The organism is Mesorhizobium sp. M0045, from assembly GCF_040323385.1.
Lineage (GTDB): Bacteria > Pseudomonadota > Alphaproteobacteria > Rhizobiales > Rhizobiaceae > Mesorhizobium.
On the sequence record NZ_JAMYUY010000018.1, the window covers coordinates 19,850 to 42,616 of the forward strand.

25 protein-coding genes are annotated in these 22,767 nt (G+C 63.7%); 10 read left to right on the forward strand and 15 right to left on the reverse strand.

All coding sequences use genetic code 11. The features are described from left to right. Nucleotides 1-13: 13 nt before the first annotated feature. The 8 genes from NKJ72_RS23785 to mdh form a co-directional block, all read right to left on the reverse strand. Nucleotides 14-769 carry an SDR family oxidoreductase gene (locus tag NKJ72_RS23785; RefSeq protein ID WP_352479654.1) on the reverse strand — a complete coding sequence of 252 codons (756 nt, stop codon included), beginning with the start codon at nt 767-769 and terminating at the stop codon, nt 14-16. Further along, nucleotides 766-1,275 (reverse strand): hypothetical protein, encoded by a 510-nt coding sequence (locus NKJ72_RS23790; protein ID WP_352479655.1) that lies wholly within the window; start codon nt 1,273-1,275, stop codon nt 766-768. The genes NKJ72_RS23785 and NKJ72_RS23790 overlap by 4 nt, the downstream gene beginning before the upstream one ends. A gap of 42 nt (nt 1,276-1,317) precedes the next feature. Continuing rightward, nucleotides 1,318-2,619 (reverse strand): 2-oxoglutarate dehydrogenase complex dihydrolipoyllysine-residue succinyltransferase, encoded by a 1,302-nt coding sequence (gene odhB, locus NKJ72_RS23795; RefSeq protein ID WP_352479656.1) that lies wholly within the window; start codon nt 2,617-2,619, stop codon nt 1,318-1,320. Between the two features lie 29 nt (nt 2,620-2,648). Next, complete coding sequence (locus NKJ72_RS23800; protein ID WP_352479657.1) at nt 2,649-5,636, reverse strand: 2-oxoglutarate dehydrogenase E1 component; 2,988 nt, start codon at nt 5,634-5,636, stop codon at nt 2,649-2,651. 131 nt (nt 5,637-5,767) lie between these two features. Further along, nucleotides 5,768-6,670: a succinate--CoA ligase subunit alpha gene (gene sucD / locus NKJ72_RS23805; RefSeq protein ID WP_352479658.1), complete on the reverse strand. Its 903-nt coding sequence runs from the start codon at nt 6,668-6,670 to the stop codon at nt 5,768-5,770. Nucleotides 6,671-6,719: 49 nt separating this feature from the next. After that, nucleotides 6,720-7,091 (reverse strand): cupin domain-containing protein, encoded by a 372-nt coding sequence (locus NKJ72_RS23810; protein WP_352470808.1) that lies wholly within the window; start codon nt 7,089-7,091, stop codon nt 6,720-6,722. Between the two features lie 4 nt (nt 7,092-7,095). Continuing rightward, a complete protein-coding gene (gene sucC, locus NKJ72_RS23815) occupies nt 7,096-8,289 on the reverse strand; it encodes an ADP-forming succinate--CoA ligase subunit beta (protein ID WP_352479659.1) in 1,194 nt (397 codons plus the stop codon). Nucleotides 8,290-8,330: 41 nt separating this feature from the next. Continuing rightward, nucleotides 8,331-9,299: a malate dehydrogenase gene (gene mdh / locus NKJ72_RS23820; protein ID WP_352479660.1), complete on the reverse strand. Its 969-nt coding sequence runs from the start codon at nt 9,297-9,299 to the stop codon at nt 8,331-8,333. A 232-nt stretch (nt 9,300-9,531) separates the two neighbouring features. Here mdh and NKJ72_RS23825 point away from each other — a divergent pair, with 232 nt between their 5' ends. Continuing rightward, nucleotides 9,532-9,960 carry a GNAT family N-acetyltransferase gene (locus NKJ72_RS23825; protein WP_352479661.1) on the forward strand — a complete coding sequence of 143 codons (429 nt, stop codon included), beginning with the start codon at nt 9,532-9,534 and terminating at the stop codon, nt 9,958-9,960. A gap of 34 nt (nt 9,961-9,994) precedes the next feature. Here NKJ72_RS23825 and zapE read toward each other — a convergent pair whose 3' ends face one another. Both zapE and NKJ72_RS23835 read right to left on the reverse strand, forming a co-directional pair. After that, complete coding sequence (gene zapE / locus NKJ72_RS23830) at nt 9,995-11,197, reverse strand: cell division protein ZapE (protein WP_352479662.1); 1,203 nt, start codon at nt 11,195-11,197, stop codon at nt 9,995-9,997. Nucleotides 11,198-11,341: 144 nt separating this feature from the next. Beyond that, nucleotides 11,342-11,881, reverse strand: coding sequence for a protease inhibitor Inh/omp19 family protein (locus NKJ72_RS23835; protein ID WP_352479663.1), 540 nt, complete (start codon nt 11,879-11,881; stop codon nt 11,342-11,344). A 313-nt stretch (nt 11,882-12,194) separates the two neighbouring features. On the opposite strand from NKJ72_RS23835, the gene NKJ72_RS23840 reads away from it, so the two are divergent. The 8 genes from NKJ72_RS23840 to NKJ72_RS23875 all read left to right on the forward strand — a co-directional run bounded on the left by NKJ72_RS23840 (nt 12,195) and on the right by NKJ72_RS23875 (nt 19,525). Next, nucleotides 12,195-13,205, forward strand: coding sequence for an MBL fold metallo-hydrolase (locus tag NKJ72_RS23840; RefSeq protein WP_352479664.1), 1,011 nt, complete (start codon nt 12,195-12,197; stop codon nt 13,203-13,205). A 71-nt stretch (nt 13,206-13,276) separates the two neighbouring features. Further along, entirely contained in the window at nt 13,277-13,438 is a 162-nt protein-coding gene (locus NKJ72_RS23845; protein ID WP_352479665.1) for a DUF1328 domain-containing protein, read from the forward strand. A 74-nt stretch (nt 13,439-13,512) separates the two neighbouring features. Beyond that, nucleotides 13,513-14,397 carry a diaminopimelate epimerase gene (dapF, locus tag NKJ72_RS23850; RefSeq protein WP_352479666.1) on the forward strand — a complete coding sequence of 295 codons (885 nt, stop codon included), beginning with the start codon at nt 13,513-13,515 and terminating at the stop codon, nt 14,395-14,397. Beyond that, entirely contained in the window at nt 14,397-15,698 is a 1,302-nt protein-coding gene (mtaB, locus tag NKJ72_RS23855) for a tRNA (N(6)-L-threonylcarbamoyladenosine(37)-C(2))-methylthiotransferase MtaB (RefSeq protein WP_352479667.1), read from the forward strand. Before dapF ends, mtaB begins: the two co-directional genes overlap by 1 nt. 11 nt (nt 15,699-15,709) lie before the next feature. Further along, nucleotides 15,710-17,536, forward strand: a complete 1,827-nt coding sequence (ftsY, locus tag NKJ72_RS23860; protein WP_352479668.1) for a signal recognition particle-docking protein FtsY — start codon at nt 15,710-15,712, stop codon at nt 17,534-17,536. A 60-nt stretch (nt 17,537-17,596) separates the two neighbouring features. After that, nucleotides 17,597-18,271, forward strand: a complete 675-nt coding sequence (locus tag NKJ72_RS23865) for a septation protein A (protein ID WP_352479735.1) — start codon at nt 17,597-17,599, stop codon at nt 18,269-18,271. A 66-nt stretch (nt 18,272-18,337) separates the two neighbouring features. Next, the gene (locus tag NKJ72_RS23870) at nt 18,338-18,958 is read left to right on the forward strand and encodes a pyridoxamine 5'-phosphate oxidase family protein (protein ID WP_352479669.1); all 621 of its coding nucleotides are present in this window, start codon (nt 18,338-18,340) and stop codon (nt 18,956-18,958) included. Nucleotides 18,959-18,991: 33 nt separating this feature from the next. After that, nucleotides 18,992-19,525: an NADPH-dependent FMN reductase gene (locus NKJ72_RS23875; protein ID WP_352479670.1), complete on the forward strand. Its 534-nt coding sequence runs from the start codon at nt 18,992-18,994 to the stop codon at nt 19,523-19,525. Between the two features lie 7 nt (nt 19,526-19,532). Here the strand turns inward: NKJ72_RS23875 and NKJ72_RS23880 are convergent, their stop codons facing one another. Together NKJ72_RS23880 and NKJ72_RS23885 are read right to left on the reverse strand one after the other, a co-directional pair. Then, nucleotides 19,533-19,742: a tautomerase family protein gene (locus NKJ72_RS23880; protein ID WP_254817859.1), complete on the reverse strand. Its 210-nt coding sequence runs from the start codon at nt 19,740-19,742 to the stop codon at nt 19,533-19,535. 32 nt (nt 19,743-19,774) lie between these two features. Then, complete coding sequence (locus NKJ72_RS23885) at nt 19,775-20,692, reverse strand: SMP-30/gluconolactonase/LRE family protein (RefSeq protein WP_352479671.1); 918 nt, start codon at nt 20,690-20,692, stop codon at nt 19,775-19,777. 262 nt (nt 20,693-20,954) lie between these two features. Here NKJ72_RS23885 and NKJ72_RS23890 point away from each other — a divergent pair, with 262 nt between their 5' ends. Beyond that, nucleotides 20,955-21,122 carry a hypothetical protein gene (locus NKJ72_RS23890; RefSeq protein ID WP_254817861.1) on the forward strand — a complete coding sequence of 56 codons (168 nt, stop codon included), beginning with the start codon at nt 20,955-20,957 and terminating at the stop codon, nt 21,120-21,122. A 33-nt stretch (nt 21,123-21,155) separates the two neighbouring features. Here NKJ72_RS23890 and NKJ72_RS23895 read toward each other — a convergent pair whose 3' ends face one another. From NKJ72_RS23895 to ccmB, 3 genes are all read right to left on the reverse strand, one after another. Next, nucleotides 21,156-21,731, reverse strand: a complete 576-nt coding sequence (locus NKJ72_RS23895) for a DsbE family thiol:disulfide interchange protein (protein ID WP_352479672.1) — start codon at nt 21,729-21,731, stop codon at nt 21,156-21,158. Further along, nucleotides 21,728-21,895 carry a heme exporter protein CcmD gene (gene ccmD, locus NKJ72_RS23900; RefSeq protein ID WP_352479673.1) on the reverse strand — a complete coding sequence of 56 codons (168 nt, stop codon included), beginning with the start codon at nt 21,893-21,895 and terminating at the stop codon, nt 21,728-21,730. Before ccmD ends, NKJ72_RS23895 begins: the two co-directional genes overlap by 4 nt. A gap of 127 nt (nt 21,896-22,022) precedes the next feature. Beyond that, the gene (gene ccmB / locus NKJ72_RS23905; RefSeq protein WP_352479674.1) at nt 22,023-22,688 is read right to left on the reverse strand and encodes a heme exporter protein CcmB; all 666 of its coding nucleotides are present in this window, start codon (nt 22,686-22,688) and stop codon (nt 22,023-22,025) included. Between the last annotated feature and the right edge of the window lie 79 nt (nt 22,689-22,767).

Sequence of the window (22,767 nt, forward strand, 5' to 3'; positions counted from 1 at the left end):
TGTCCCTTTTGCTTTAGCGGCCGCCGCCGATTTCCAGATTGGCGCCTGTTGTGTAGGACGCCTCGTCCGACAGCAGCCACAGAATTGCGGCTGCGACTTCCTCGGCGGTTCCGACGCGCTGCATGGGCACCACCTTGCGCATTCTCTCGGCGCGATCCGGCTGACCGCCGGAGGCATGAATTTCGGTGTCGATGATGCCCGGGCTGACCGCGTTGACACGAATGCCTTCGCCGGCCACTTCGCGGGCAAGCCCGATGGTGAAGGAATCGATCGCGCCCTTCGAGGCGGCGTAGTCGACATATTGACCCGGCCCGCCAAGCCTTGCCGCGATCGAAGACACATTGGCGATGGCGCCACCCTTGCCGCCATGCCTGGTCGACATCCGCTTCACCGCCTCGCGGGCGCAAAGCATCGGCGCGATCACATTGATGCGCATCATGCGCTCCAGCCTTGCAGCGCTAAGCTCGTCGACGCGCGCGCTCTGGTCGACCACGCCGGCATTGTTGACGAGCGCGTCGAGCCGACCGAAACGGGCGTCGAGAGCCTCGAACATGGCCAATACGTCCGTCTCGTTGCCGACATCGGCCTTGACTGTGAAGGCTTCTCCGCCAGCAGCCTCGATGTCGGCGACCACCGTTTCGGCGGCTTTTGCATTCGACGCGTAATTGACCGCAATGCGATAGCCGGCCTTGGCAGCAAGCCTGCATGTAGCGGCGCCAATGCCGCGGCTGCCGCCGGTCACCAGCAGGATCTTTCCGCTCGCGCTCATTCCTGACATCCCTTCAGGGCAAAGACGTCCCAGGGCACCCTGGAAAAGCCGTTGGCGCCATAGGCAGCCGACATCTGCAACGACGCTCCCAAGTCAGGCAAGATCAGCTTCTTCGGCGCATCCTTTGCTTCGCCCGGCAGCAACGCGATGTTGCCCTGGTCGTCGGCAGTGTAGATGACGCCCTCCCACACGGTGCAGGCGGCGAGCTCGTCGCCGGTGACGTCGCCGGCCGGGCATTTGTACATCAGCGAGCCGTGCGGCCGCGCCACGCCCTCCGTCCACATGACGATGCCGTCGAGCACGACGCCGTTGTCGAGCACCATCTTGAAGGTATTGGTGACGGTAGCCGACTCCATGGTCGGCCTGAAATCGATCTCGGCGGCGTTCTCAGGATCGCCATAGACGGCCAGTTCGAGCGGGCAGGCGGCGAGGGCGGCGGAGACCGTCTGCACGCCGAGTGCGCAGATTGTGACAAACAAACCGGACCGGAAACGACACGAACTCATCCGGCGGCGCAGATCCATGCTCCGGCCCACGTCGGCCGCGCCCTAGAGGTCGAGCACCAGCCGCTCAGGATCCTCCAGGCTTTCCTTGACCCGCACCAGGAAGGTCACCGCTTCCTTGCCGTCGACGATGCGGTGGTCGTAGGACAGCGCCAGATACATCATCGGCCGGATGACGATCTGGCCGCCGACCACCACCGGCCGCTCCTGGATCTTGTGCATACCCAGAATGCCGGACTGCGGCGCATTGAGGATCGGCGTCGACATCAGCGACCCGTAAACGCCACCGTTGGAAATCGTGAACGTGCCGCCTTGCATATCGGCGACGGAGAGCTTGCCGTCGCGCGCCGCAAGCCCCAGCCTGCCGATGTCCTTCTCGATTTCGGCGATGGACATCTGGTCAGCATTGCGCACAACCGGCACGACAAGGCCTTTCTCTGTACCGACGGCAACGCCGATATGAGCGTAGTTCTTGAAGATGATGTCGGTGCCGTCGATCTCGGCATTGACCGACGGGATCTCCTTCAGCGCATGGGTGACGGCCTTGGTGAAAAAGCCCATGAAGCCGAGCTTCACGCCGTGCTTCTTCTCGAACACGTCCTTGTATTTGCTCCTCAGCGCCATCACCGCGCTCATGTCGACCTCGTTGAAGGTGGTCAGCATGGCGGCGGTCGATTGCGCTTCCTTGAGGCGGCGCGCAATGGTCTGGCGCAGCTTGGTCATGCGCACACGCTCCTCGCGCGACGCATCGTCGGCAGGGGACGGCGCGCGCGCGGCTACGGGTGCCGGTACAGGCGCGGCCTTGGGCATTTCTGCCGGCTGCGACGGCGCGCCCCTGGCGATAAGGTCGAGCACGTCGCCTTTCAGCACCTGGCCGCGCTTGCCCGAGCCCGACACCTGGTCGACCGCGAGATTGTGCTCGGCCAGCAGCTTTGCCGCCGACGGCGCCGGCGGCATGGTGCGCGTCTCGATCGCGCCGGCGTCGCCGGCAATCTTGGCCGTCTCGGCCGCAGCCTGCTTGACGCTCGAGGCCGCAGTCGGAGCCGAGGCCTGCGACACCGCCTCCTGCTTCGTTGCCGGAGCGGCGGCGGCATTGGCTGCCGCGCCGGCGCCTGCCGAAATCGTGCCGAGCAGTGCGCCGACGCCGACCGTCTCGCCTTCCTTGACGGCGATCTCGGCGAGCGTGCCCGCGGCGGCGGCCGGCACTTCCACCGTCACCTTGTCGGTTTCGAGCTCGACGAGCGGCTCATCGGCGGCGATCGCGTCGCCGACCTTCTTGAACCACTTGCCGATGGTCGCCTCGGTGACTGACTCACCAAGTGTCGGAACGCGGATTTCGGTTGCCATTGTGCCTGTCCGTTTCTTTCGGTTCTGTTCTATTCACCAAGCGCGTCGTCGAGCAAGGCGGCAAGCTGGGCGAGATGCTTCGACATCAATCCGGTCGCCGGCGAGGCGGCGGCCGGCCGGCCGGTATAGCGCACCCGCTGATGCTTGGCGTCGATATGCGCCAGCACCCATTCGAGATACGGGTCGATGAACGACCAGGCGCCCATGTTCTTGGGCTCCTCCTGGCACCACACCATCTCGGCATTACGGAAGCGCGACAGTTCGGTGATCAGCGCCTTGGCCGGGAACGGATAGAGCTGCTCGACGCGCAGCAAATAGATGTCGTTGATGCCGCGCTTCTCGCGCTCTTCGTAGAGGTCGTAATAGACCTTGCCGGAACAGAGCACGACACGGCGGATTTTCGAATCCTTGGTGAGCTTGATGGCCTGGCCTGACAGCAGCTGCGCGTCGTCCCACAACAGCCGGTGAAAGGCGCTTTCGCCCGACATTTCCGGCAGCGTCGACACCGCCCGCTTGTGGCGCAGCAGCGACTTCGGCGTCATTAGGATCAGCGGCTTACGGAAGTCCCGCTTCAATTGCCGGCGCAAGATGTGGAAGTAATTGGCCGGCGTCGTGACGTTGGCGACCTGCATGTTGTCTTCGGCGCAAAGCTGCAGGAAGCGCTCGAGCCGGGCCGACGAATGCTCGGGCCCCTGGCCTTCATAGCCATGCGGCAGCAGGCAGACGAGGCCCGACATTCTGAGCCATTTGCGCTCGCCCGACGAGATGAACTGGTCGAACACCACCTGGGCGCCGTTGGCGAAGTCGCCGAACTGCGCTTCCCACAGCGTCAGCGCCTTCGGCTCGGCCAGCGAGTAGCCATATTCGAAGCCGAGCACGGCCTCTTCCGACAGCATCGAGTTGATGACCTCGAAGCCGGCCTGCGCCGCCGACAGATTGTTGAGCGGGATATAGCGTGTCTCGTCGCGCTGGTCGTAGAGCACGGAATGGCGCTGCGAGAAGGTGCCGCGCTCAGAATCTTGTCCGGACAGCCGGATCGGATTGCCGTCGAGCAGGATGGCGCCGAAGGCCAGCGCCTCGGCCGTCGACCAGTCGATGCCTTCGCCGGACTCGATCGCCTGGCGGCGATTGTCGAGGAAGCGGATGATCGTCTTGTGCGCCTCGAAATCCTTCGGCACCTCGGTCAGTTTCTTGCCGATCTCCTTCAGCGTCTTGACCGGCACGGCGGTCTTGCCGCGCCGCTGCTCGTCCTGGTTGTCGGCCGAGCGCAGGCCGGACCATGCGCCGTCCAGCCAATCGGCCTTGTTCGGCTTGTAATGTTGGCCGACTTCGAATTCCTGCTCGAGATGCGCTCGCCAATCGGCCTTCATCTTTTCGAACTCGGCCTGGGTGATGTGGCCTTCGGAAATCAGCCGGTCGGCATAGATCTGCACCGTCGTCTTCTGGTTGCGGATCTTGCGATACATGATCGGCTGGGTGAAGGCGGGCTCGTCGCCCTCATTGTGGCCGAAGCGGCGGTAGCAGAACATGTCCACCACGACAGGCTTGTGGAACTTCATGCGGAATTCGATCGCCACCTTGGTCGCATGGACCACGGCTTCCGGATCGTCGCCGTTGACGTGGAAGATCGGCGCCTCGATCATCTTGGCCACGTCGGACGGATAGGGCGAGGAGCGCGAAAAGCGCGGGTTGGTGGTGAAGCCGATCTGGTTGTTGATGATGAAATGCAGCGTGCCGGCGACGCGGTGGCCGCGCAGGCCGGACAGGCCGAGGATTTCGGCAATCACGCCCTGGCCGGCAAAGGCGGCGTCGCCATGCAGCAGCAACGGCAGCACCTTGGCACGCTCTTCCAGCGGCACGATCTCCTCGCGGCTGCGGCCGAACAGATAGTCCTGTTTGGCGCGCGCCTTGCCCATCACCACCGGATCGACGATTTCCAGATGCGAGGGATTGGCGGTCAGCGACAGATGCACCTTGTTGCCGTCGAACTCGCGATCCGACGAGGCACCGAGATGGTACTTCACGTCGCCCGAGCCTTCGACCTCGTCGGGCGCGGCCGAGCCGCCCTTGAACTCGTGGAAAATGGCGCGGTGCGGCTTGGCCATCACCTGCGACAGCACGTTCAGCCGGCCGCGATGCGCCATGCCGAGCACGATCTCTTTCATGCCGAGCTGGCCGCCGCGCTTGATGATCTGCTCCAGCGCCGGGATCAGCGACTCGCCGCCATCGAGGCCAAAGCGCTTGGTGCCCTTGTATTTGACGTCGATGAACTGCTCGAAGCCTTCGGCCTCGACCAGCTTCTGCAGGATCGCCTTCTTGCCGGCGGCGGTGAAGGAGATCTCCTTGTCGGTGCCCTCGATGCGCGCCTGGATCCAGGCCTTCTCCTCGGGATCGGAAATATGCATGAATTCGACGCCGAGCGTCGAGCAATAGGTCCGGGTCAGGATATCGAGCATCTGCCGGATGGTGCCGAATTCCAGCCCGAGCACATTGTCGAGGAAGATCGGCCGGTCGTAGTCGGCTTCGGTGAAGCCGTAATTCTCCGGCGACAGCTCGTTATAATCCTCCAGCGGCTTGGCAATGCCAAGCGGATCGAGATTGGCGTGCAGGTGGCCGCGCATGCGGAAGGCGCGGATCATCATGATGGCGCGGACGGAATCGCGCGTCGCCTGATGCACGTCGGCGTCGGAAAGCGCTGCGCCGTTGCCGGCTGCCCTGTCCTTGACCTTCTTTTCGATGTGCTTTTCGACCAGGCCCCAATTGCCGTCCAGCGCCGAGACCAGCTCGCCATTGGCCTGCATCGGCCAGGAGGGCTTGGCCCAAGAGGCCCCCTTGGCGTTCCTGCGCACGTCGCCGGCGTCATCCTTCAGCGCCGCGAAGAAATCCTGCCATTCGGGATCGACCGAAGCAGGATCGTCCTCATAGGCGGCATAAAGCGCGTCGATATAACCGGCATTGCCGCCATAGAGGAAAGAGGTAAGCGAAAACTGGTCGTTGGCCTGATCTTGTCTTGCCATTTTTGTCCGCGGAGCCGCGCTCCGTCTCCTTTTCAGAGCGAATAGAGAGTAGCGAATAGCGAGTAGGGATTTTCCCTGGTTCGCGCCGTTACTCTGTTCTTACCTATTCGCTATTCACTACTCGCTACTCACTAACCTTTGATCGCCTCGACCAGCGTCGTGCCGAGCCGGGCCGGCGATGGCGAAACCTTGATGCCGGCCGATTCCATCGCCGCGATCTTGTCTTCCGCACCGCCCTTGCCACCGGAGATGACCGCGCCCGCATGACCCATGGTGCGGCCGGCCGGCGCGGTGCGCCCGGCGATAAAGCCGGCCATCGGCTTGCTGCGGCCGCGCTTTGCCTCGTCCTTGAGGAACTGCGCGGCGTCTTCCTCGGCCGAACCGCCGATCTCACCGATCATGATGATCGACTTGGTCTCGTCGTCGGCGAGGAACATCTCCAGCACGTCGATGAACTCCGTGCCTTTGACCGGATCGCCGCCGATGCCGACGGCGGTGGTCTGGCCGAGGCCGACATTGGTGGTCTGGAACACCGCCTCATAGGTAAGCGTTCCCGAGCGCGAAACAACGCCGACCGAGCCCTTGCGGAAGATGTTGCCGGGCATGATGCCGATCTTGCATTCGTCGGGCGTCAGCACACCGGGGCAGTTCGGCCCGATCAGCCGCGATGTCGAGCGGTCGAGCCTTGCCTTTACCTTGATCATGTCCATCACTGGTATGCCCTCGGTGATGCAGACGATCAGCGGGATCTCGGCCTCGATCGCTTCCAGGATCGCTTCGGCAGCACCCGCCGGCGGCACGTAGACGACGGAGGCATTGGCACCGGTCCTGGCCTTGCCTTCGGCAACGGTGGAGAAGATCGGCAGCGTCTCGCCCTTGGCGCCGGTCCAGGTCTCGCCGCCCTTCTTGGGGTGGATGCCGCCGACCATCTTTGTGCCGTGATAGGCGAGCGCCTGTTCGGTGTGGAACGTGCCGGTCTTGCCGGTCAGGCCCTGCACCAGCACCTTGGTGTTCTTGTCGACGAGAATGGACATGATGGTCCTTTTTAAAAACCGTTGATCGGGGAAGGCCGCGCGCTCATGGTCACAACCGCTTCAGGTCGGCGACGGTGAGGTCGCTTTTGGCGTTGCCGGTGTTGAGCGTCGTCGCCGGCTCGAACATCAGCACGACAGGTTCCTCGCTCAGCGAGCGCGGCCGGTGCTCGACGGCGCGCGGCACGACGATGAACTCGCCGCTGCCAAGTTCCACCGTGCCGTCGCGGAAATCGATGGCAATGCGGCCGCGCAGCACGAGGAACGCTTCATCCTCATTGTCATGCGCGTGCCAGTCGAAGACGTCGCCGAACTTGGCGATCTTGACCTGGCTGTCATTCACGTCGCCGGCAATGTGCGGATCGAACGCCTTCTTGATCTTCGCATCGGCCGCTTCGACGAGGTTTATCTTATGCGGAGGCACAGACTCAGCCCTTCACCGCCGCGACAATCTTCTTGGCTGCGTCATCGAGGTCATCGGCCGACACCACGTTCAGTCCGCTGTCGTTGATGATCTTCTTGCCGAGCTCGGCATTGGTGCCTTCCAGCCGCACCACAAGCGGCACTTGCAGGCCGACCTCCTTGACCGCGGCGATGACGCCCTCGGCGATGATGTCGCACTTCATGATGCCGCCGAAGATGTTGATCAGGATGCCTTTGACCGCCGGATCCTTGGTGATGATCTTGAACGCCGCCGTCACCTTTTCTTTCGACGCGCCGCCGCCGACATCGAGGAAGTTGGCGGGCTCGGCGCCGTAGAGCTTGATGATGTCCATCGTCGCCATGGCAAGGCCGGCGCCGTTGACCATGCAGCCGATATTGCCGTCGAGCGCGACATAGGCGAGGTCGTATTTCGACGCCTCGATCTCCTTCTCGTCCTCTTCGGTGGTGTCGCGCAATTCGAGCACGTCCGGGTGACGGAACAGCGCATTGTTGTCGAACGACACTTTTGCGTCGAGCACGCGCAGCCGGCCGCTCTTCATGACGATCAGCGGGTTGACCTCGAGCAGGCTCATGTCCTTCTCGACAAACGCCTTGTAGAGGATCGGAAACAGCCTGCCACCATCCTTGGCGGCGTCGCCGTCGAGCCTCAGTGCGGCGTTGAGCTTCTTCACATCGTCGGCCGTCACGCCCTTTTCCGGGTCGATGGCGACGGTAATGATCTTTTCCGGCGTGTCGTGGGCGACCGCCTCGATGTCCATGCCGCCCTCGGTCGAGACGACGAAGGCGACGCGCCCGACCGAGCGGTCGACCAGGATCGACAGATAGAGCTCGCGCTCGATGTCGGCGCCGTCCTCGATATAGAGCCGGTTGACCTGCTTGCCGGCCGGGCCGGTCTGCTTGGTGACCAGCGTGTGGCCGAGCATCTCCTTGGCGTTGGCGACGACCTCGGCCACCGACTTCGCCAGCCTGACGCCGCCCTTGGCATCGGGCCCGAGCTCCTTGAACTTGCCCTTGCCGCGGCCGCCGGCATGGATCTGGCTTTTGACCACATAGAGTGGGCCGGGCAGCGCCTTGGCGGCAGCTTCCGCCTCGCTCGCCTTGAACACCGGCACGCCCTCGGCCACCGGTGCGCCAAAGCCTTTCAGCAGCGCCTTGCCCTGATACTCATGGATGTTCATGCGCTATGTCTCCAGCTTGCTTGGCGGGCTTGGTTACCGGCTTACTTGGCCGCGAGATGTGGAGCGATCTTGACGCAGGCGTCGCACAGGCCCTGCACCGCCGCGACCGAATTTTCGAACATCTTCTGCTCGTTCTTTGTGAGCTCGATCTCGATGGTCCGCTCGACGCCGCCGGCGCCGATCACCACGGGAACGCCGACATAGGTGTTCTTGACGCCATATTGGCCGGAGAGGTACGCCGCACAGGGCAGCACCCGCTTCTTGTCCTTGAGATAGGCTTCGGCCATGGCGATGGCCGAGGCGGCCGGCGCATAAAAGGCAGAGCCGGTCTTGAGCAGGCCGACGATCTCGGCGCCGCCGTCGCGGGTGCGCTGCACGATCTGGTCGAGCCGCTCCTTCGAGGTCCAGCCCATCTTGATGAGGTCGGGCAGCGGGATGCCGGCAACCGTCGAATAGCGGATCATCGGCACCATGGAATCGCCATGGCCGCCGAGCACGAAGGCGGTGACGTCCTCGACCGAGACCTTGAATTCCTCGGCCAGGAAATAACGGAAGCGCGAACTGTCGAGCACGCCGGCCATGCCGACGACATGGCTCTTGGGCAGGCCGGAAAACTTCTGCAGCGCCCAGACCATGGCGTCGAGCGGGTTGGTGATGCAGATGACGAAGGCTTTCGGCGCGTATTTCTTGAGGCCGGCGCCGACCTGCTCCATCACCTTCAGATTGATGCCCAGAAGATCGTCGCGGCTCATGCCGGGCTTGCGCGGCACGCCGGCGGTGACGATGCAGACGTCGGCGCCCTCGATACCGGCATAGTCGTTGACGCCGGTCAGCCTGGAGTCGAACCCATCGACCGGCGACGACTGCGCGATGTCCAGCCCCTTGCCTTGCGGGATGCCTTCGGCGATATCGAACAGCACGACGTCGCCGAGATCCTTGAGGCCGACCATGTGGGCGAGGGTGCCGCCGATCATGCCCGAGCCGATGAGCGCTATCTTGTTGCGTGCCATGTCAGGATGTTTTCCCTTTGACTATGACGGCGCCCAAATCCTTGACGATTTGATGACGGCGTCGGAGGAAGAGGCCGGAATGCTGCGGAACCGCGAAATTCGCCGCACGCAATAGCCCCGGCCGCACAAAAATTCAAACGATTATTTTGCAGTGAATAATTTCAATCGGTTAGAAACAATGGGACTTACGTAAACGTCAAAATTCTGAAGCCGGCTAGAGGAATTCTACACAATGGCACTGGAAATCAGAAGGCTGTTTCCTGGCGATGACGCCCTTGTGATGCGGGTTGCCGACGAAGTCTTCGACGAGCCGGTCAGGCCGGATCGGCTCTCCGCCTATCTTGCGGAGCCCGGTCATTTCATGGTCGTGGCCGTCGCCGACGGCATCGTCGTTGGCCAATGCGCAGCCGTCATCCACCGCCACCCGGACAAGGTGAGCGAACTCTACATAGACGAGGTCGGCGTGGCGCCGGCCTTTCAACGCCAGGGCATTGCGACGAGGATGCTCGACGCCATGTTCGCACTCGGTTGCGAGCATGGCTGTGAGGAGGCGTGGGTCGGCACCGAGCCGGACAATGTTGCTGCTCGCGCACTTTACGAGTCGCGAAAAGAGCCGCGTGGGCCGGCGGAGGGGTTCGTCATGTATATTTATCGGTTATAGGCGCCGGCGGCAGGGGCCTCTTCTGTACTATCCCTCACGCCTGAGCCTGCCGTGCCTCGGTCGATGATCCCCGCGCCCTCTGCCTCTCCGCCCAGTTCTCCAGCCAGTCGTGGCTCTGCATCTCGATCAGCCGCGATGCGGTGCGCTCGAACTCGAAGACTTCGTTGCCGCGCTTGGCCGTATAGAGCTGCGCCGGCGGTGCCGCGGCGCTCATCACCAGCCGTACATGATGATCGTAAAGCGTATCGACCAGCAGGATGAAGCGCTTGGCTTCGTTGCGCTTGCCTTCGCCGAGCACCGGCACCCGGTCGATGACGATGGTCGAGAAACGGCGGGCAATGGCAAGATAGTCGCGGGCCCCGAGCGGCCTCTCGCAGAGATCGGCGAACGAAAACCGCGCCGCCTCGCCGGCAGTACGCGGCACCACGACGTGTCGGCCCTTAACCGTCAGTATCGTCTCGGCCGTCGGCCTGCCATGCGTCATCACCACCCACAGCTCGTCGAGCGCATGGTCGGCGGCGGCATCGGCCGGGGTGATGTAGACCGGCATGCGGCTGAGCTTGTCTAGGCGGTAATCCTTGTGGGCGTCCAGCGCCAGCACGTGCGCGTGGCGCTCCAGGATAGCGACAAACGGCAAAAACAACTGACGGTTCAGGCCGTCGCGGTAGAGATCCTGCGGCGCGACATTGGAGGTGGCGACCAGCACCACGCCATTGGCAAACAACGCCGAAAACAACCTGGACAGGATCATCGCATCGGCGATATCGGTGACCGAAAACTCGTCGAAGCACAGCACCCAGGCTTCCTCGGCAAGCGCGCGCGCCACCGGCGGGATCGGGTCGTCCTCTTTGACCGTACCCTCTTTACGCGCCTGCCGGTGATTCTGGATGCGGTCCTGCACGTCGGCCATGAAATCGTTGAAATGCACGCGGCGCTTGCGCCGCACCGGCAGCAGCTCGAAGAACATGTCCATCAGCATGGTCTTGCCGCGGCCGACGCCGCCATGGATATAGAGGCCCTTGACCGCCTCGTGCCCCTCGCGCTTGCGGGCGAACAACCACCCCAGCGCGCTTGATTTATGCGCCAGCCGCTTTGCCGATATCTCGTCGATCAGTCGGTCGAGCGCAGCGGCGATCCGCTCCTGCGCCGGATCGCGCCCGATGGCGCCCGTCTCGACCAGATGGTCGTAGCGCTGCTTGACGGTCGCATGGGTCTGGAGGCCGTCACGCAGATGCATCGGTCACGTCGTTCCGGAGCAATTCCAAGAAAAGTGTGTTGCGGTTTTCTGTCCGGAATTGCGTAAAAAACAAAAGAGAGCAATTCCAGGAAAAGTGTGTGGCGGTTTTCTGCCCGGAATTGCGTAACAATGGGGGCCGTTCTCTTACCTTGTAAGCGAGATCGGCAGGCCGTTGGAAGTCTGGCCGTCGAATTTCTCGCCGCCCGAGGAATAAAGCCGTGCCAGCGTGCCGCCATTCTCGTCATAGAGCGTCAGTTGCTTGCCGGCGACGTTCCAGGATTTGATGCCGTCGATCGGCGCCGGGCAATGCAGCGGTCCGGCGCGGTAGCCCGACCCGAATTTGGTCTGCGGCGTCGCCACCTGACAGCTCTGGCCGGACACGCTTGCTTTCCACACACCAGCGACGCTAGAGGCGGTCAGGTCGGCCGCACCGGCCGGCGCCGTCCCGTCGGGCGGCAGCGAGGCGACCTGCGTGTTCTGCGGCGCAGTCGGAAATTTCGACGGGTCGGCGGCGCCGGGTGTCGCCGGTGGCGGCAACTGGTTTGCAGTCACCTTGCCGGCGGGCGCAGCTTCCAGCGGCGCCGGCTGCTGCTCGTCCATCGATGAGAACCGCGAGGTCGAACAGCCGCTCGCAACGAGCGCGGCCAGCGATACGGCCAGCAGGCCGGTTTTCGAAAATTTCATTCTTCAACCTCCGTCGGATCGAGCTGGGGAAGCCGTCCGCGCAATGTCCCCCTCACCAAGATGGAGAAGGTGGCGAAATTTCAACCCGATATGGTTAAAATACGGTTTGCGCCGCTAATGTTGCAAATTTGTCGCAAAATGCACATTGCCTGAATTGCGTCGCGCCTTGGCCTTTGGCCGGCACCTCCGGTTGATGCGATACGGCGCGCTGGCGTCAAATCCTTGGCGTTTCCTTGGCGTTCACCTCAATGCTTGTGCGGGCCGGCTCCGGCATTATCTCTTGGCGATCAGCAAGCTGCAGGGAGCCGATTTCTTGGCCGCGAGAAAGAGAGCCGCCAACCGCTATTACAGCGGGCCGCCCAGCGATCATTTCGACGGCACCTTGTTCTTCAATCCCGGCGGACGGCCGCCGGGTCGCTTTGCCGATCTGTTGAAGTGGCAACTGAGCCGCGAGCGCTCGAAATGGCCGACGGCGGATCCGAGCCCGTTTCCGCCGGCAAGACCGGTCGAGCGCATCGATGGTTCTGCGCTGCGCCTCACCATGGTCGGTCATTCCTCGCTGCTCGTCCAGACAGCAGGCCTGAACATCCTGACCGATCCGGTCTGGTCGCGGCGTGTCTCGCCGCTCTCCTTCGCCGGGCCGAAACGCGTCAATCCGCCCGGCATCGCCTTTTCGCATTTGCCGCCGATCGACCTCGTGCTGGTCAGCCACAACCATTACGACCATCTCGACCTCGCCACGCTGAAGCGCCTGAAGGCAAGACACGATCCGCTGCTGCTGACGCCGCTCGGCAACGACACAATCATCGGCGCTGCCGTGCCCGGTATGCGGCTTTCCGCGCATGACTGGGGCGACCGGGTCGATATCGGCGATAGCGTCGCCGTCCATGTCGAGCCGGTGCATCACTGGTCGGCCCGCGGTACCCGCGACCGGCGCATGGCGCTGTGGGCGGGTTTCGTCGTCGAGACGCCCGACGCAAAGATCTATTTCGCCGGTGACACCGGCTTCCACGGCGGCATCAATTACCGGCTGATGGCGCAAAAGCACGGCGGCTTCCGCCTCGCCATCCTGCCGATCGGCGCCTACGAGCCGCGCTGGTTCATGGCGCCTCATCACCAGGATCCGGAAGAGGCGGTGCAAGGCATGCTTTTGTGCAACGCCGCCTATGCCGCCGGCTGTCACTGGGGCACGTTCCGGCTCACCAACGAGCCGATCGAGGAGCCGCCCAGAAAGCTCGGCGAAGCGCTCGATGCTGCCGGCCTGCCGCGGCAACGTTTTCGCGCCTTGCGGCCGGGGGAAGTCTGGGACGTACCGGAGGTTTAGCGCGGCGGAACCTGAGGCATCACATAGACGTTTGTAGGTTGTTCAAACCTGTCGGTTGCGAGGTGCCTCTTATGATCAGGTGGATTATCATTCTTTTGATTATCGCGGCCGCGGCGAGCCTGCTCGGCATGCCGGTACTGGCCGGAGCCGCCGCCACCGGCGCGCGCATCCTCATCGGCATCGTGCTGATCATCTTCCTGCTGATCGTGCTTGGCGTTTTCGCGGTGACGTGAGAATCACGCCGCGCTGGTAATTTCTGCCGCTATCCGCCATATAGGCGCCAAACCGGCAAGAGACCTTTCGATCGATGGCAAGCGCGGCCCCTTTCGCCAAGATGAACGGCATCGGCAACGAAATCATCGTTGCCGATATGCGTGGCCGTGCCGATCGCGTGGCGTCTGCGGCAGCCGTCGCGCTCAATGCCGACACGTCGACCCGGTTCGACCAGATCATGGCGATCCACGACGCCAGGACGCCGGGCACCGCCTTTTTCATCGATATCTTGAATTCCGACGGGACCAGCGCGCAAGCTTGCGGCAACGGCATGCGCTGTGTCGTCCAGGCGCTCGCCGCCGAGACCGGCCAGAAGACATTTGCCTTTGAAACAGTCGCCGGCATCCTAAACGCCGAGGAACATGCCGACGGAATGATCTCGGTCGACATGGGCAGGCCGCGCTTTGGCTGGCAGGACATCCCGCTGGCCGAGGAATTCCGCGACACCCGCATGATCGAGCTGCAGATCGGCCCGATCGATGCCCCGGTGCTGCATTCGCCGTCGGTCGTCTCGATGGGCAATCCGCACGCTATCTTCTGGGTCGACCGCGACGTCTGGTCCTACGAGCTCGAGCGCTTCGGCCCGCTGCTCGAAAACCACCCGATCTTCCCCGAGCGCGCCAACATCACCATCGCGCAGGTGACTTCGCCGGAGACCATGATCATCCGCACCTGGGAGCGCGGCGCCGGCCTGACCAGGGCCTGCGGCTCGGCCGCTTGCGCCGCCGTGGTCGCCGCGGCCCGCACCCGGCGCACCGGCCGCAGCGTCACACTGATAACGCCCGGCGGCGGCTCGCTGCATGTTCTGTGGCGCGACGACGACCACGTCATCCTCACGGGTGCCGCCGAATGGGAATTTTCCGGCAGCTTCGATCCGGCGACCGGGGCGTGGGCGCGCGACACCGAAAGCGCCGCCTGATGGCTCCTCTTGGCAACAAGGGCATCGAGGTCGTCACCTTCGGTTGCCGGCTGAACACCTATGAATCCGAGGTGATGCGGCGTGAAGCCGAAAGTGCGGGCCTCGGCGGCCTCGAAGGCGGCGCCATCATCTTCAACACCTGCGCCGTCACCGGCGAGGCTGTACGCCAAGCCAAGCAGTCGATCAGAAAAGCCCGCCGTGAGAACCCGGCCGCCCGCATCATCGTCACCGGCTGCGCCGCGCAGACCGGCCCGCAGGATTTCGTCGCCATGGACGAGGTCGACCTCGTCCTCGGCAATGAGGAAAAGCTGAAGGCGCATTCCTATCGCGCGCTGCCGGATTTCGGCGTCAACGACACCGAAAAGGCGCGCGTCAACGATATTTTTTCGGTACGCGAGACGGCCGCCCACATGGTCGACGCCATCGAGGGCCGGGCACGCGCTTTCGTCCAGGTGCAGAACGGCTGCGACCACCGCTGCACCTTCTGCATCATTCCCTACGGTCGCGGCAATTCGCGCTCCGTGCCGATGGGCGCCGTGGTCGAGCAGGTCAAGCGACTCGTCGGCAATGGTTATGCCGAGATCGTGCTGACCGGCGTCGACATGACCAGTTTCGGCGCCGACCTGCCTGGCGCACCGAAGCTCGGCAAATTGGTCAAGACCATCCTGAAGCAGGCGCCCGACATGAAGCGCCTGCGGCTTTCCTCCATCGATTCGATCGAGGCCGACGACGATCTGCTGGACGCCATCGCCACCGAGCCCAGGCTGATGCCGCATCTGCATCTGTCGCTGCAATCGGGTGACGACATGATCCTGAAGCGGATGAAGCGCCGGCACAGCCGCGACCAGTCGATCCGCTTTTGCGAGGATGTGCGCAAACTGCGCCCCGGTATCGTTTTCGGCGCAGACATCATCGCCGGCTTCCCGACCGAGACGGACGCCATGTTCGAAAACTCGCTGGAGATCGTCGAGGAATGCGGCCTGACGCATCTTCATGTCTTCCCGTTTTCGCCGCGCGAAGGCACGCCCGCCGCGCGCATGCCGCAGCTCCGCCGCGACGTCGTCAAGCAACGCGCGGCACGCCTGCGCACCGCCGGCGAGGCCGCCTATCGCCGCCATCTTGCCTCGCTCGCCGGAACGCATCAGTCGATCCTGGTCGAGCGTGACGGCCTTGGCCGCACCGAGGGGTTTACGCTGGCAGTGTTGTCGGCGGGCGCGCCTGGCGACATCGTCGAGGCTGATATCGCCGGCCATGACGGTATCAGACTGATCGCCGCGCCGCTTGCCGCCCGCGGCGTCTGAGAGCGCAAGACATGGCTGGTTTTTTCAAGAAGATATTTTCGTTCGGCAAGAAGGAAGTGGTCGAGGAGCGGCCCGACGAGACCGCACCGCTGCCGCCGATCAAATGGGACGAACTGGAGGCGCTGAAGCCGGCCGCCGAGCAGACCGTTCCGGAGTTTTTGAAACGCGAAGAGCCTCGCCCCGAAGCCGTACCGCCGGTCGAGGCGGAAGCACCCGCGCCGCAGCCGGCGCCTGTTGAAGAGGCCGAGCCCGAACCTGCGCCGACCCTTCTGGTCGAGCCGGACACCCAGCCAGAACCCGCTCCGGTCGAGGAGCCAGAGGCGCCTGCTGAACAGGCTGCGTCAGACGCCGCTCCCGTCGTTCCCGAGCCAGCCCCGGAGCCAGAGCCGAAGGAAATTCCTGAGCCAGAGCCGACGCAGCCAGAAATCGTCCAGACTGAGCCTCCGCCATCCGAACGTGGCGCTGCCCCTCATCCGCCTGCAGGCACGTTCTCCCCGTATAGTGACGGGGAGAAGGGTGCTGATCGTCACGCCGAGCCTCGTTTTGAAAGCGGCAAAGAAAAAGCTCCGGCGCTGACGCCCCCCTCTCCCCGTCCCTTACGGGGGTCCGAAGGACGGGTGAGACAAGCGGCGCGCCCCGGAACGGGTGAGGGTGAGGGGCAGCGCCAACCTGCGCAAGACGCGGCACCCACTGCCGAAATCACGCCACCAGCACCCGAAGCGCCGCCGCCGGCCGAAATCCCGCCCCCGATCCGCCAGCCAGCGCCCGTCGAGACGAAGCCGCCGCTCGCCGAGATCGCGCCCGAGCCGGAGGCCGTCCCGCAACCATCGCCGGAGCCAAAGCCCGCCCCCGGCAAAGTCACCGTAACCAAGAAGGTCGAGCAGAAAGCCGAGCCGCAGAAGGCGCCCGAACCGACGCCGAGGCGCTCCTGGTTCCAGCGCATGCGAGACGGGCTTGCGCGCTCCTCCCGGGAGTTGTCGGGCAACATCGCCGGCGTCTTCACCAAGCGGAAACTCGACGAGGACACGCTGCAGGACCTGGAGGACGTGCTGATCCGCGCCGATCTCGGCATGGAGACGGCTTTGCGCGTAACCGATGCACTCTCCGCCAGCCGCTACGGCAAGGACGTCTCCGATACCGAAGTCCGCGCCATCATGGCGGCCGAGGTGGAGAAGGTGCTGTCCCATGTCGCCATGCCGCTGGAACTCGACCTCAGCCATAAGCCGCATGTCATCCTGGTGGTCGGCGTCAACGGCACCGGGAAAACAACGACTATCGGCAAGCTCGCCGCAAAGCTCACCGATGGCGGCCTCTCGGTGATGCTCGCCGCCGGCGATACTTTCCGCGCAGCCGCCATCGAGCAGCTGAAGATCTGGGGCGAGCGCACCAACTCGCCAGTCATTGCCTCGAAGCTCGGCGCCGACGCCGCTGGCCTCGCCTATGACGCATTCGAGCGGGCGAAGGAGGCCGGCTCGGACGTGCTGATCATCGACACCGCCGGGCGGCTGCAGAACAAGACCGAACTGATGGCGGAACTGGAAAAGATCGTCCGCGTGCTGGGCAAGCTCGATCCGGAAGCGCCGCACACGGTGCTGCAGACGGTCGATGCCACCACCGGCCAGAACGCGCTCAACCAGGTCGAGATCTTCCGCAATGTCGCCGGCGTCAACGGCCTGGTGATGACCAAGCTGGACGGCACGGCGCGCGGCGGTATTCTGGTGGCGATCGCGGCAAAGCATAAATTGCCGGTCTATTTCATCGGCGTCGGCGAACAGGTCGACGACCTCGAACCCTTTTCCGCAAGCGAATTCGCCAGGGCGATCGCTGGCGTGGCTTGACGAGCATGATCCCAATAAGGTGCAGGCTTTTTGGATTGAATCATGCGTAAGAAGGACCTTATGAGCCCACCCATTCTCGAACGCGACCCATCCGACCCGCAAAAGCAGAAGAAGGAAGCCGTCAATCCGCTGCTCAAGCTGGTGCTGGAGCTTGGCCCGCTGATGGTATTCTTCTTCGCCAATGCGCGCGGCGCATGGCTGGTGCAGAAATTCCCGGCGCTGGGCGAGTTCGGCGGACCGATCTTCGTCGCGACCGGCCTGTTCATGGCCGCGACCGCGATCGCGCTGATCGCTTCCTGGCTGCTGACCCGTACCTTGCCGATCATGCCGATGGTGTCGGGCGTCGTCGTCTTCATCTTCGGCGCGCTGACGCTCTATCTGCAGGACGATATCTTCATCAAGATGAAGCCGACCATCGTCAACACGCTGTTCGGCGGCGTGTTGCTCGGCGGCCTGTTCTTCGGCAAATCGCTGCTCGGCTATGTCTTCGAATCGGCCTTCAATCTCGACGCCGAGGGTTGGCGCAAGCTCACCTTCCGCTGGGGCCTGTTCTTCCTGTTCCTAGCCCTTGTCAACGAAGCGGTCTGGCGGAATTTTTCCACCGATACATGGGTTACCTTCAAGGTCTGGGGCATCATGCCGATCACGCTTCTGTTCACCTTCAGCCAGATGCCGCTGATCCTGCGCCATTCGCTCGAGGACAAGACCGAGAAAGCGGGAAAGGCCAGCAAGTAGCAATTCCAGGAAAAGATGAGTGCTGCGGTTTCCCTGGGAATTGCGTCAGAATAGGAGGGGACGAGGATGGAATTCATCATCACGCGCGACGAGCTGAGGACGATCTACAAGACGCCTCGGCCGACCGACGGCTCGATCCGCAAGGAATTGAAGACATTGGACGGCCACTGCCGTTCCTTCATCGGCAAGAGCCCGTTCGTGCTGATCGGCTCGTCCGACGGCGCCGGCAATGCCGATGTGACGCCCAAGGGCGACAGGCCGGGCTTTGTGGCAGTGCTCGACGAGAAGACCATCGCCATCCCCGACCGGCCGGGCAACAACCGGCTCGACACGCTGGAGAACATTCTTCTCAATCCCTCGGTCGGGCTGCTCTTCCTCATTCCCGGCATGAACGAGACGCTGCGTGTCAACGGCGATGCCCGCATCACCGTCGATGCGGCATTGCGCGAGCGGCTGGCGGTCGACGGCAAGGCACCGCAAAGCGTCGTCGTGGTGACGGTCAAGGCCGCCTATATGCATTGCGCCAAGGCCTTCATGCGCTCCGAACTGTGGAAGCCCGAAACCTGGTACGACCGCGCGACGCTGCCGACGCTTGGCCAGATCCTGCGCGACCAGCTGGCGCTTGCCGAAACGGCGGAGGCCACCGACCGCTGGCTTGACGAGGATTACAAGCAGACCATGTGGTAGCGTGCCCGGCAACGAATCGCCGAGCCGCTCCCTTTGCTGAACATTCTCGCCATTTCCGGCAGCCTGCGCGCCGCCTCGACCAATTCGGCCCTGGTCGCGGCCCTCACGCAAAACGCGCCGCCGGACTGTCACGTCTCCGTTTATGACGGGCTTGGTCGGCTGCCGATCTTCAACCCCGACGACGAAGGCGAGCGGACGCCGCCGCAAGCAGCGGCGCTGATCGATGCGGTCACCGCCGCTGACGGCGTCATCGTCTCCTGCCCGGAATACGCACACGGCGTGCCAGGCGGCCTGAAGAACGCGCTCGACTGGCTGGTGTCGCGCGATGCCGCCGTCGGCAAGCCAGCCATGCTGGTGCATGCCTCGCCGCGCTCGCTGTTTGCCCGCGCCGCACTGGTCGAGGTCATGCGGACAATGTCTTTCGCGCTCTATGAGGAAGCAGCGCTCGAAATCGCGCTGCTCGGCAAGAGGCGGCCGGAGGTGGAGAAAATCCTGGCGGAACCGGAAAACCGGCTGGCGATGCGCGGCGCCGTTTCGGATTTCGCCGAGTTCATCCGCGTCGGCTGAGCGGCGCTCAACCCTTGCCTCTCCGCGTCTCGACGTCGGTCTCGCCGACGAACCAGTCGCGTGCAGCGACCTCCTCGAAGACCACCCAGACATCGTTGTTGGTCAGGCCGGTGACGCCGGTTATGGCCGCTGTCACCTGGGCGGCGATCGCGGCCTTTTTGCCGGCCGGGTCATCGGCAATCACCTCCTTGACCAGGCGGATGTTCACGAACGGCATGGTTCCCTCCCTTGGATATGCTTGGCGGCCGCTCAGTAGGTTTTGGCGCCGTTGACCATGAGCCGGACCATGTAGAGCGAGGTCGTGCCGGCGATATAGAGGCAGTTCAGCTTGTTGCCGCCGAACACGCAATTGGCAACGACTTCCGGTACCTTGACCTTGCCGATCAGCGTCCCGTCTGGATCGTAGCAGTGGATGCCGTCGGCGGCGCTGGTCCAGATGCGGCCGTCCGCATCCAGCCTGAAACCGTCGAACAGGCCGGCGGTGCAGTCGGCAAAGACCTTTCCGCCTGAGACCGTCTTGCCGCCCTGGCCGACATTGAACACCCGGATGTGCGCCGGGTTTTGCGCACCATGCGTGCGGCCGGTGTCCGCGACATAGAGCTGGCGCTCGTCGAGCGAGAAGGCGAGCCCGTTGGGCCTGACCATGTCGGTGATCACCGCCTCGGTCTCGCCGGTGCCGGGATCGACCCGATAGACATGGCAGGCGCCGATCTCGCTTTCGGCCTTGTCGCCCTCGTAATCGGTATCGATGCCGTAGCTCGGATCGGTGAACCAGATCGAGCCATCGGACTTGACCACCGCGTCATTGGGCGAGTTAAGCCGCTTGCCGCGCCATTTGTCGGTGATGGTGATGACCGAGCCGTCATGCTCGGTGCGGCTGACACGGCGGCCGGAATGCTCGCAAGTAACCAGCCGGCCTTGCCGGTCGACGGTGTTGCCGTTGGAATTGCCCGACGGCTGACGGAACACGCTGACACTGCCGTCGGTCTCGTCGTAACGCAGCATGCGATTGTTCGGGATGTCGGACCATACCACATAGCGCCCGGCTGCAAACCAGGCCGGTCCTTCCGCCCATCGGCAGCCGGTAAACAGCCTGTCGACCTGTGCATTGCCGTTGAACAGCCGCGAAAAGCGCGGATCGAGAACTTCGTAGAATTCGCTGGCCATGGTTCCTCCCGGTAGCAGTCGCTTGGCGAGGCGCGATCAAGCCAGCCTGCGATCGATATGGCAAGATCGATGATGCGTCAGAAGCATTGTGGAAGCGAATGCTGGCCCGGACGGCAGGTCACATCCGGTTAACCGGCTATGCGCCCAGCGCAATGGTGCATTGCAACATCTTATTTTTGCAACGCACCATAACTATGTCATGCTTCGTATCGATCAAGGGAGGAACAACTGGCCGCAAATGCGGCGCAAAAGGAGACTCGCTATGATCATCGACAGCCTCATGAGCCGCGCTCGCGCCAGCATCGCCAAGCGCCGGCATTACAACCGCCTCGTCGCCGAAATCGACAGCTTCACCAGCCGCGACCTCGCCGACATGCGCGCCGATCGCTCAGAAATGCTCTACCAGGTCCACAAGCAGATCTACGGCTGAGTCTTCGGTCAACCTATCACAAACGGCGGGCAATCAGCCCGGCACGGCCAGCGCCTTCTCGATCTCCGGCAGCAGCAGCGTCTGCGCCGAGTCCGGCGTCAGCGGCCCGACATGCTTGTAGGCGATCTTGCCGTCCTTGCCGATGACGAAGGTCTCCGGCACGCCGTAGACACCCCAGTCGATCGCCGTGCGCCCGGCCTGATCGACGCCGATTGCCTGGAACGGATTGCCGAGATCGCCAAGGAACCGACGGGCGTTTTCCGGCTGGTCTTTGTAGTTCAACGCTGCCATGACGAAGCGTCTGTCCCGCGACAGCGCCAGCAGCACCGGATGCTCTTCGCGGCACGGCGCGCACCACGACGCGAAGACGTTGACCAGCGTCACCTTGCCGGCGAACTGTTTTGAATCGAGGCCCGGCAAATTGGTGCCCTCGAGCGCCGGCAGGTTGGTCTGCGGCGCCGGCAGGCCGATCAGCGCCGACGGCACTTCCGACACGTCGCGCCCGGACAAGAGCTGCGCCAGGAACAATCCCGCCAGCCCGAGAAAGACCAGCAGCGGCAGCAGCACGATCAGGCGGCGGCGCGCCGGTGTTTCCGTTTCCGTGCTCATGGCTTGACTGCCCTATCGGAGCGCCGGCGCACGCCGGATGCTTCCAGCTCGGCGAGTTCTCGCTTGCGGCCGCGCTGGTCCAGCAGGATCCAGCCGATCAGCCCGCCCAGCACCACGGCCGTGATCGCATAGGCGGCGGTGACATAAAGCGCGTGTACGCTCATGCTTTTCGCTCCGCGGCGCTTTCCAAACGGTCCGTCTCGCCTTGTTCCGACATGTCTTCTCTTAACGCCGCGCCATCGGCTCCGCAATTGTTCGCCGCGCCGCAGGGATGAGCTGAAGCCAACACATTCAATCCGTTCCGTGCCGCAGCGCCAGCGCCGCCGCCACCGGCCCGAGCACGGCAAGGAACAGGGTCAGCGCGGCAAGAATGAGGAAGGGCTGCAGGAACGGATCGGGGTCCGCTACCGCGCCATAGCTTGCCGATACGCCGAAGATCAGCACGGGAATGGTCAGCGGCAGTACCAACACCGAGATCAGCAGCCCGCCGCGCGGCAACGCTACCGCCACCGCAGCACCGGCGGCACCGATGAAAGTAATCGCCGGCGTGCCGACCAGCAGCGTCAGCGCCGTGGCGCCGATGCCGGCCGGCTCCATGTTCATGAACAGGCCGAGCAGGGGAGCGGCGACGACCAGCGGCAGCACGCTTCCCGCCCAATGCGCCAGGCATTTCGTCAGCACGGTCAAGGCCAGCATTTGCCGGTCGTTGCCAAGCACCAGAAGATCGAGAGAGCCGTCTTCCCGATCAGCCTGGAACAGCCGGTCGAGGCCGAGCAGGCAGGCAAGCAAGGCGGCAATCCACAGGATCGCCGGGCCGATGCGGGCCAGCAGCCTCAGGTCGGGACCGACGCCGAAGGGGATGGTCGCGATGACGGCGAGAAAGAAAATCACTCCAGTCAGCGCTCCGCCGCCGGCGCGGATGCTCAGGCGGATGTCGCGCAGGAAGAGGGACCACATTATGGTTTGGTCCCGATGCAGGCGTGAAGGCCAAGCAAAGGATGGAGTTCCGTCGCAGGACAGAGGGGGGCGCCGTAGA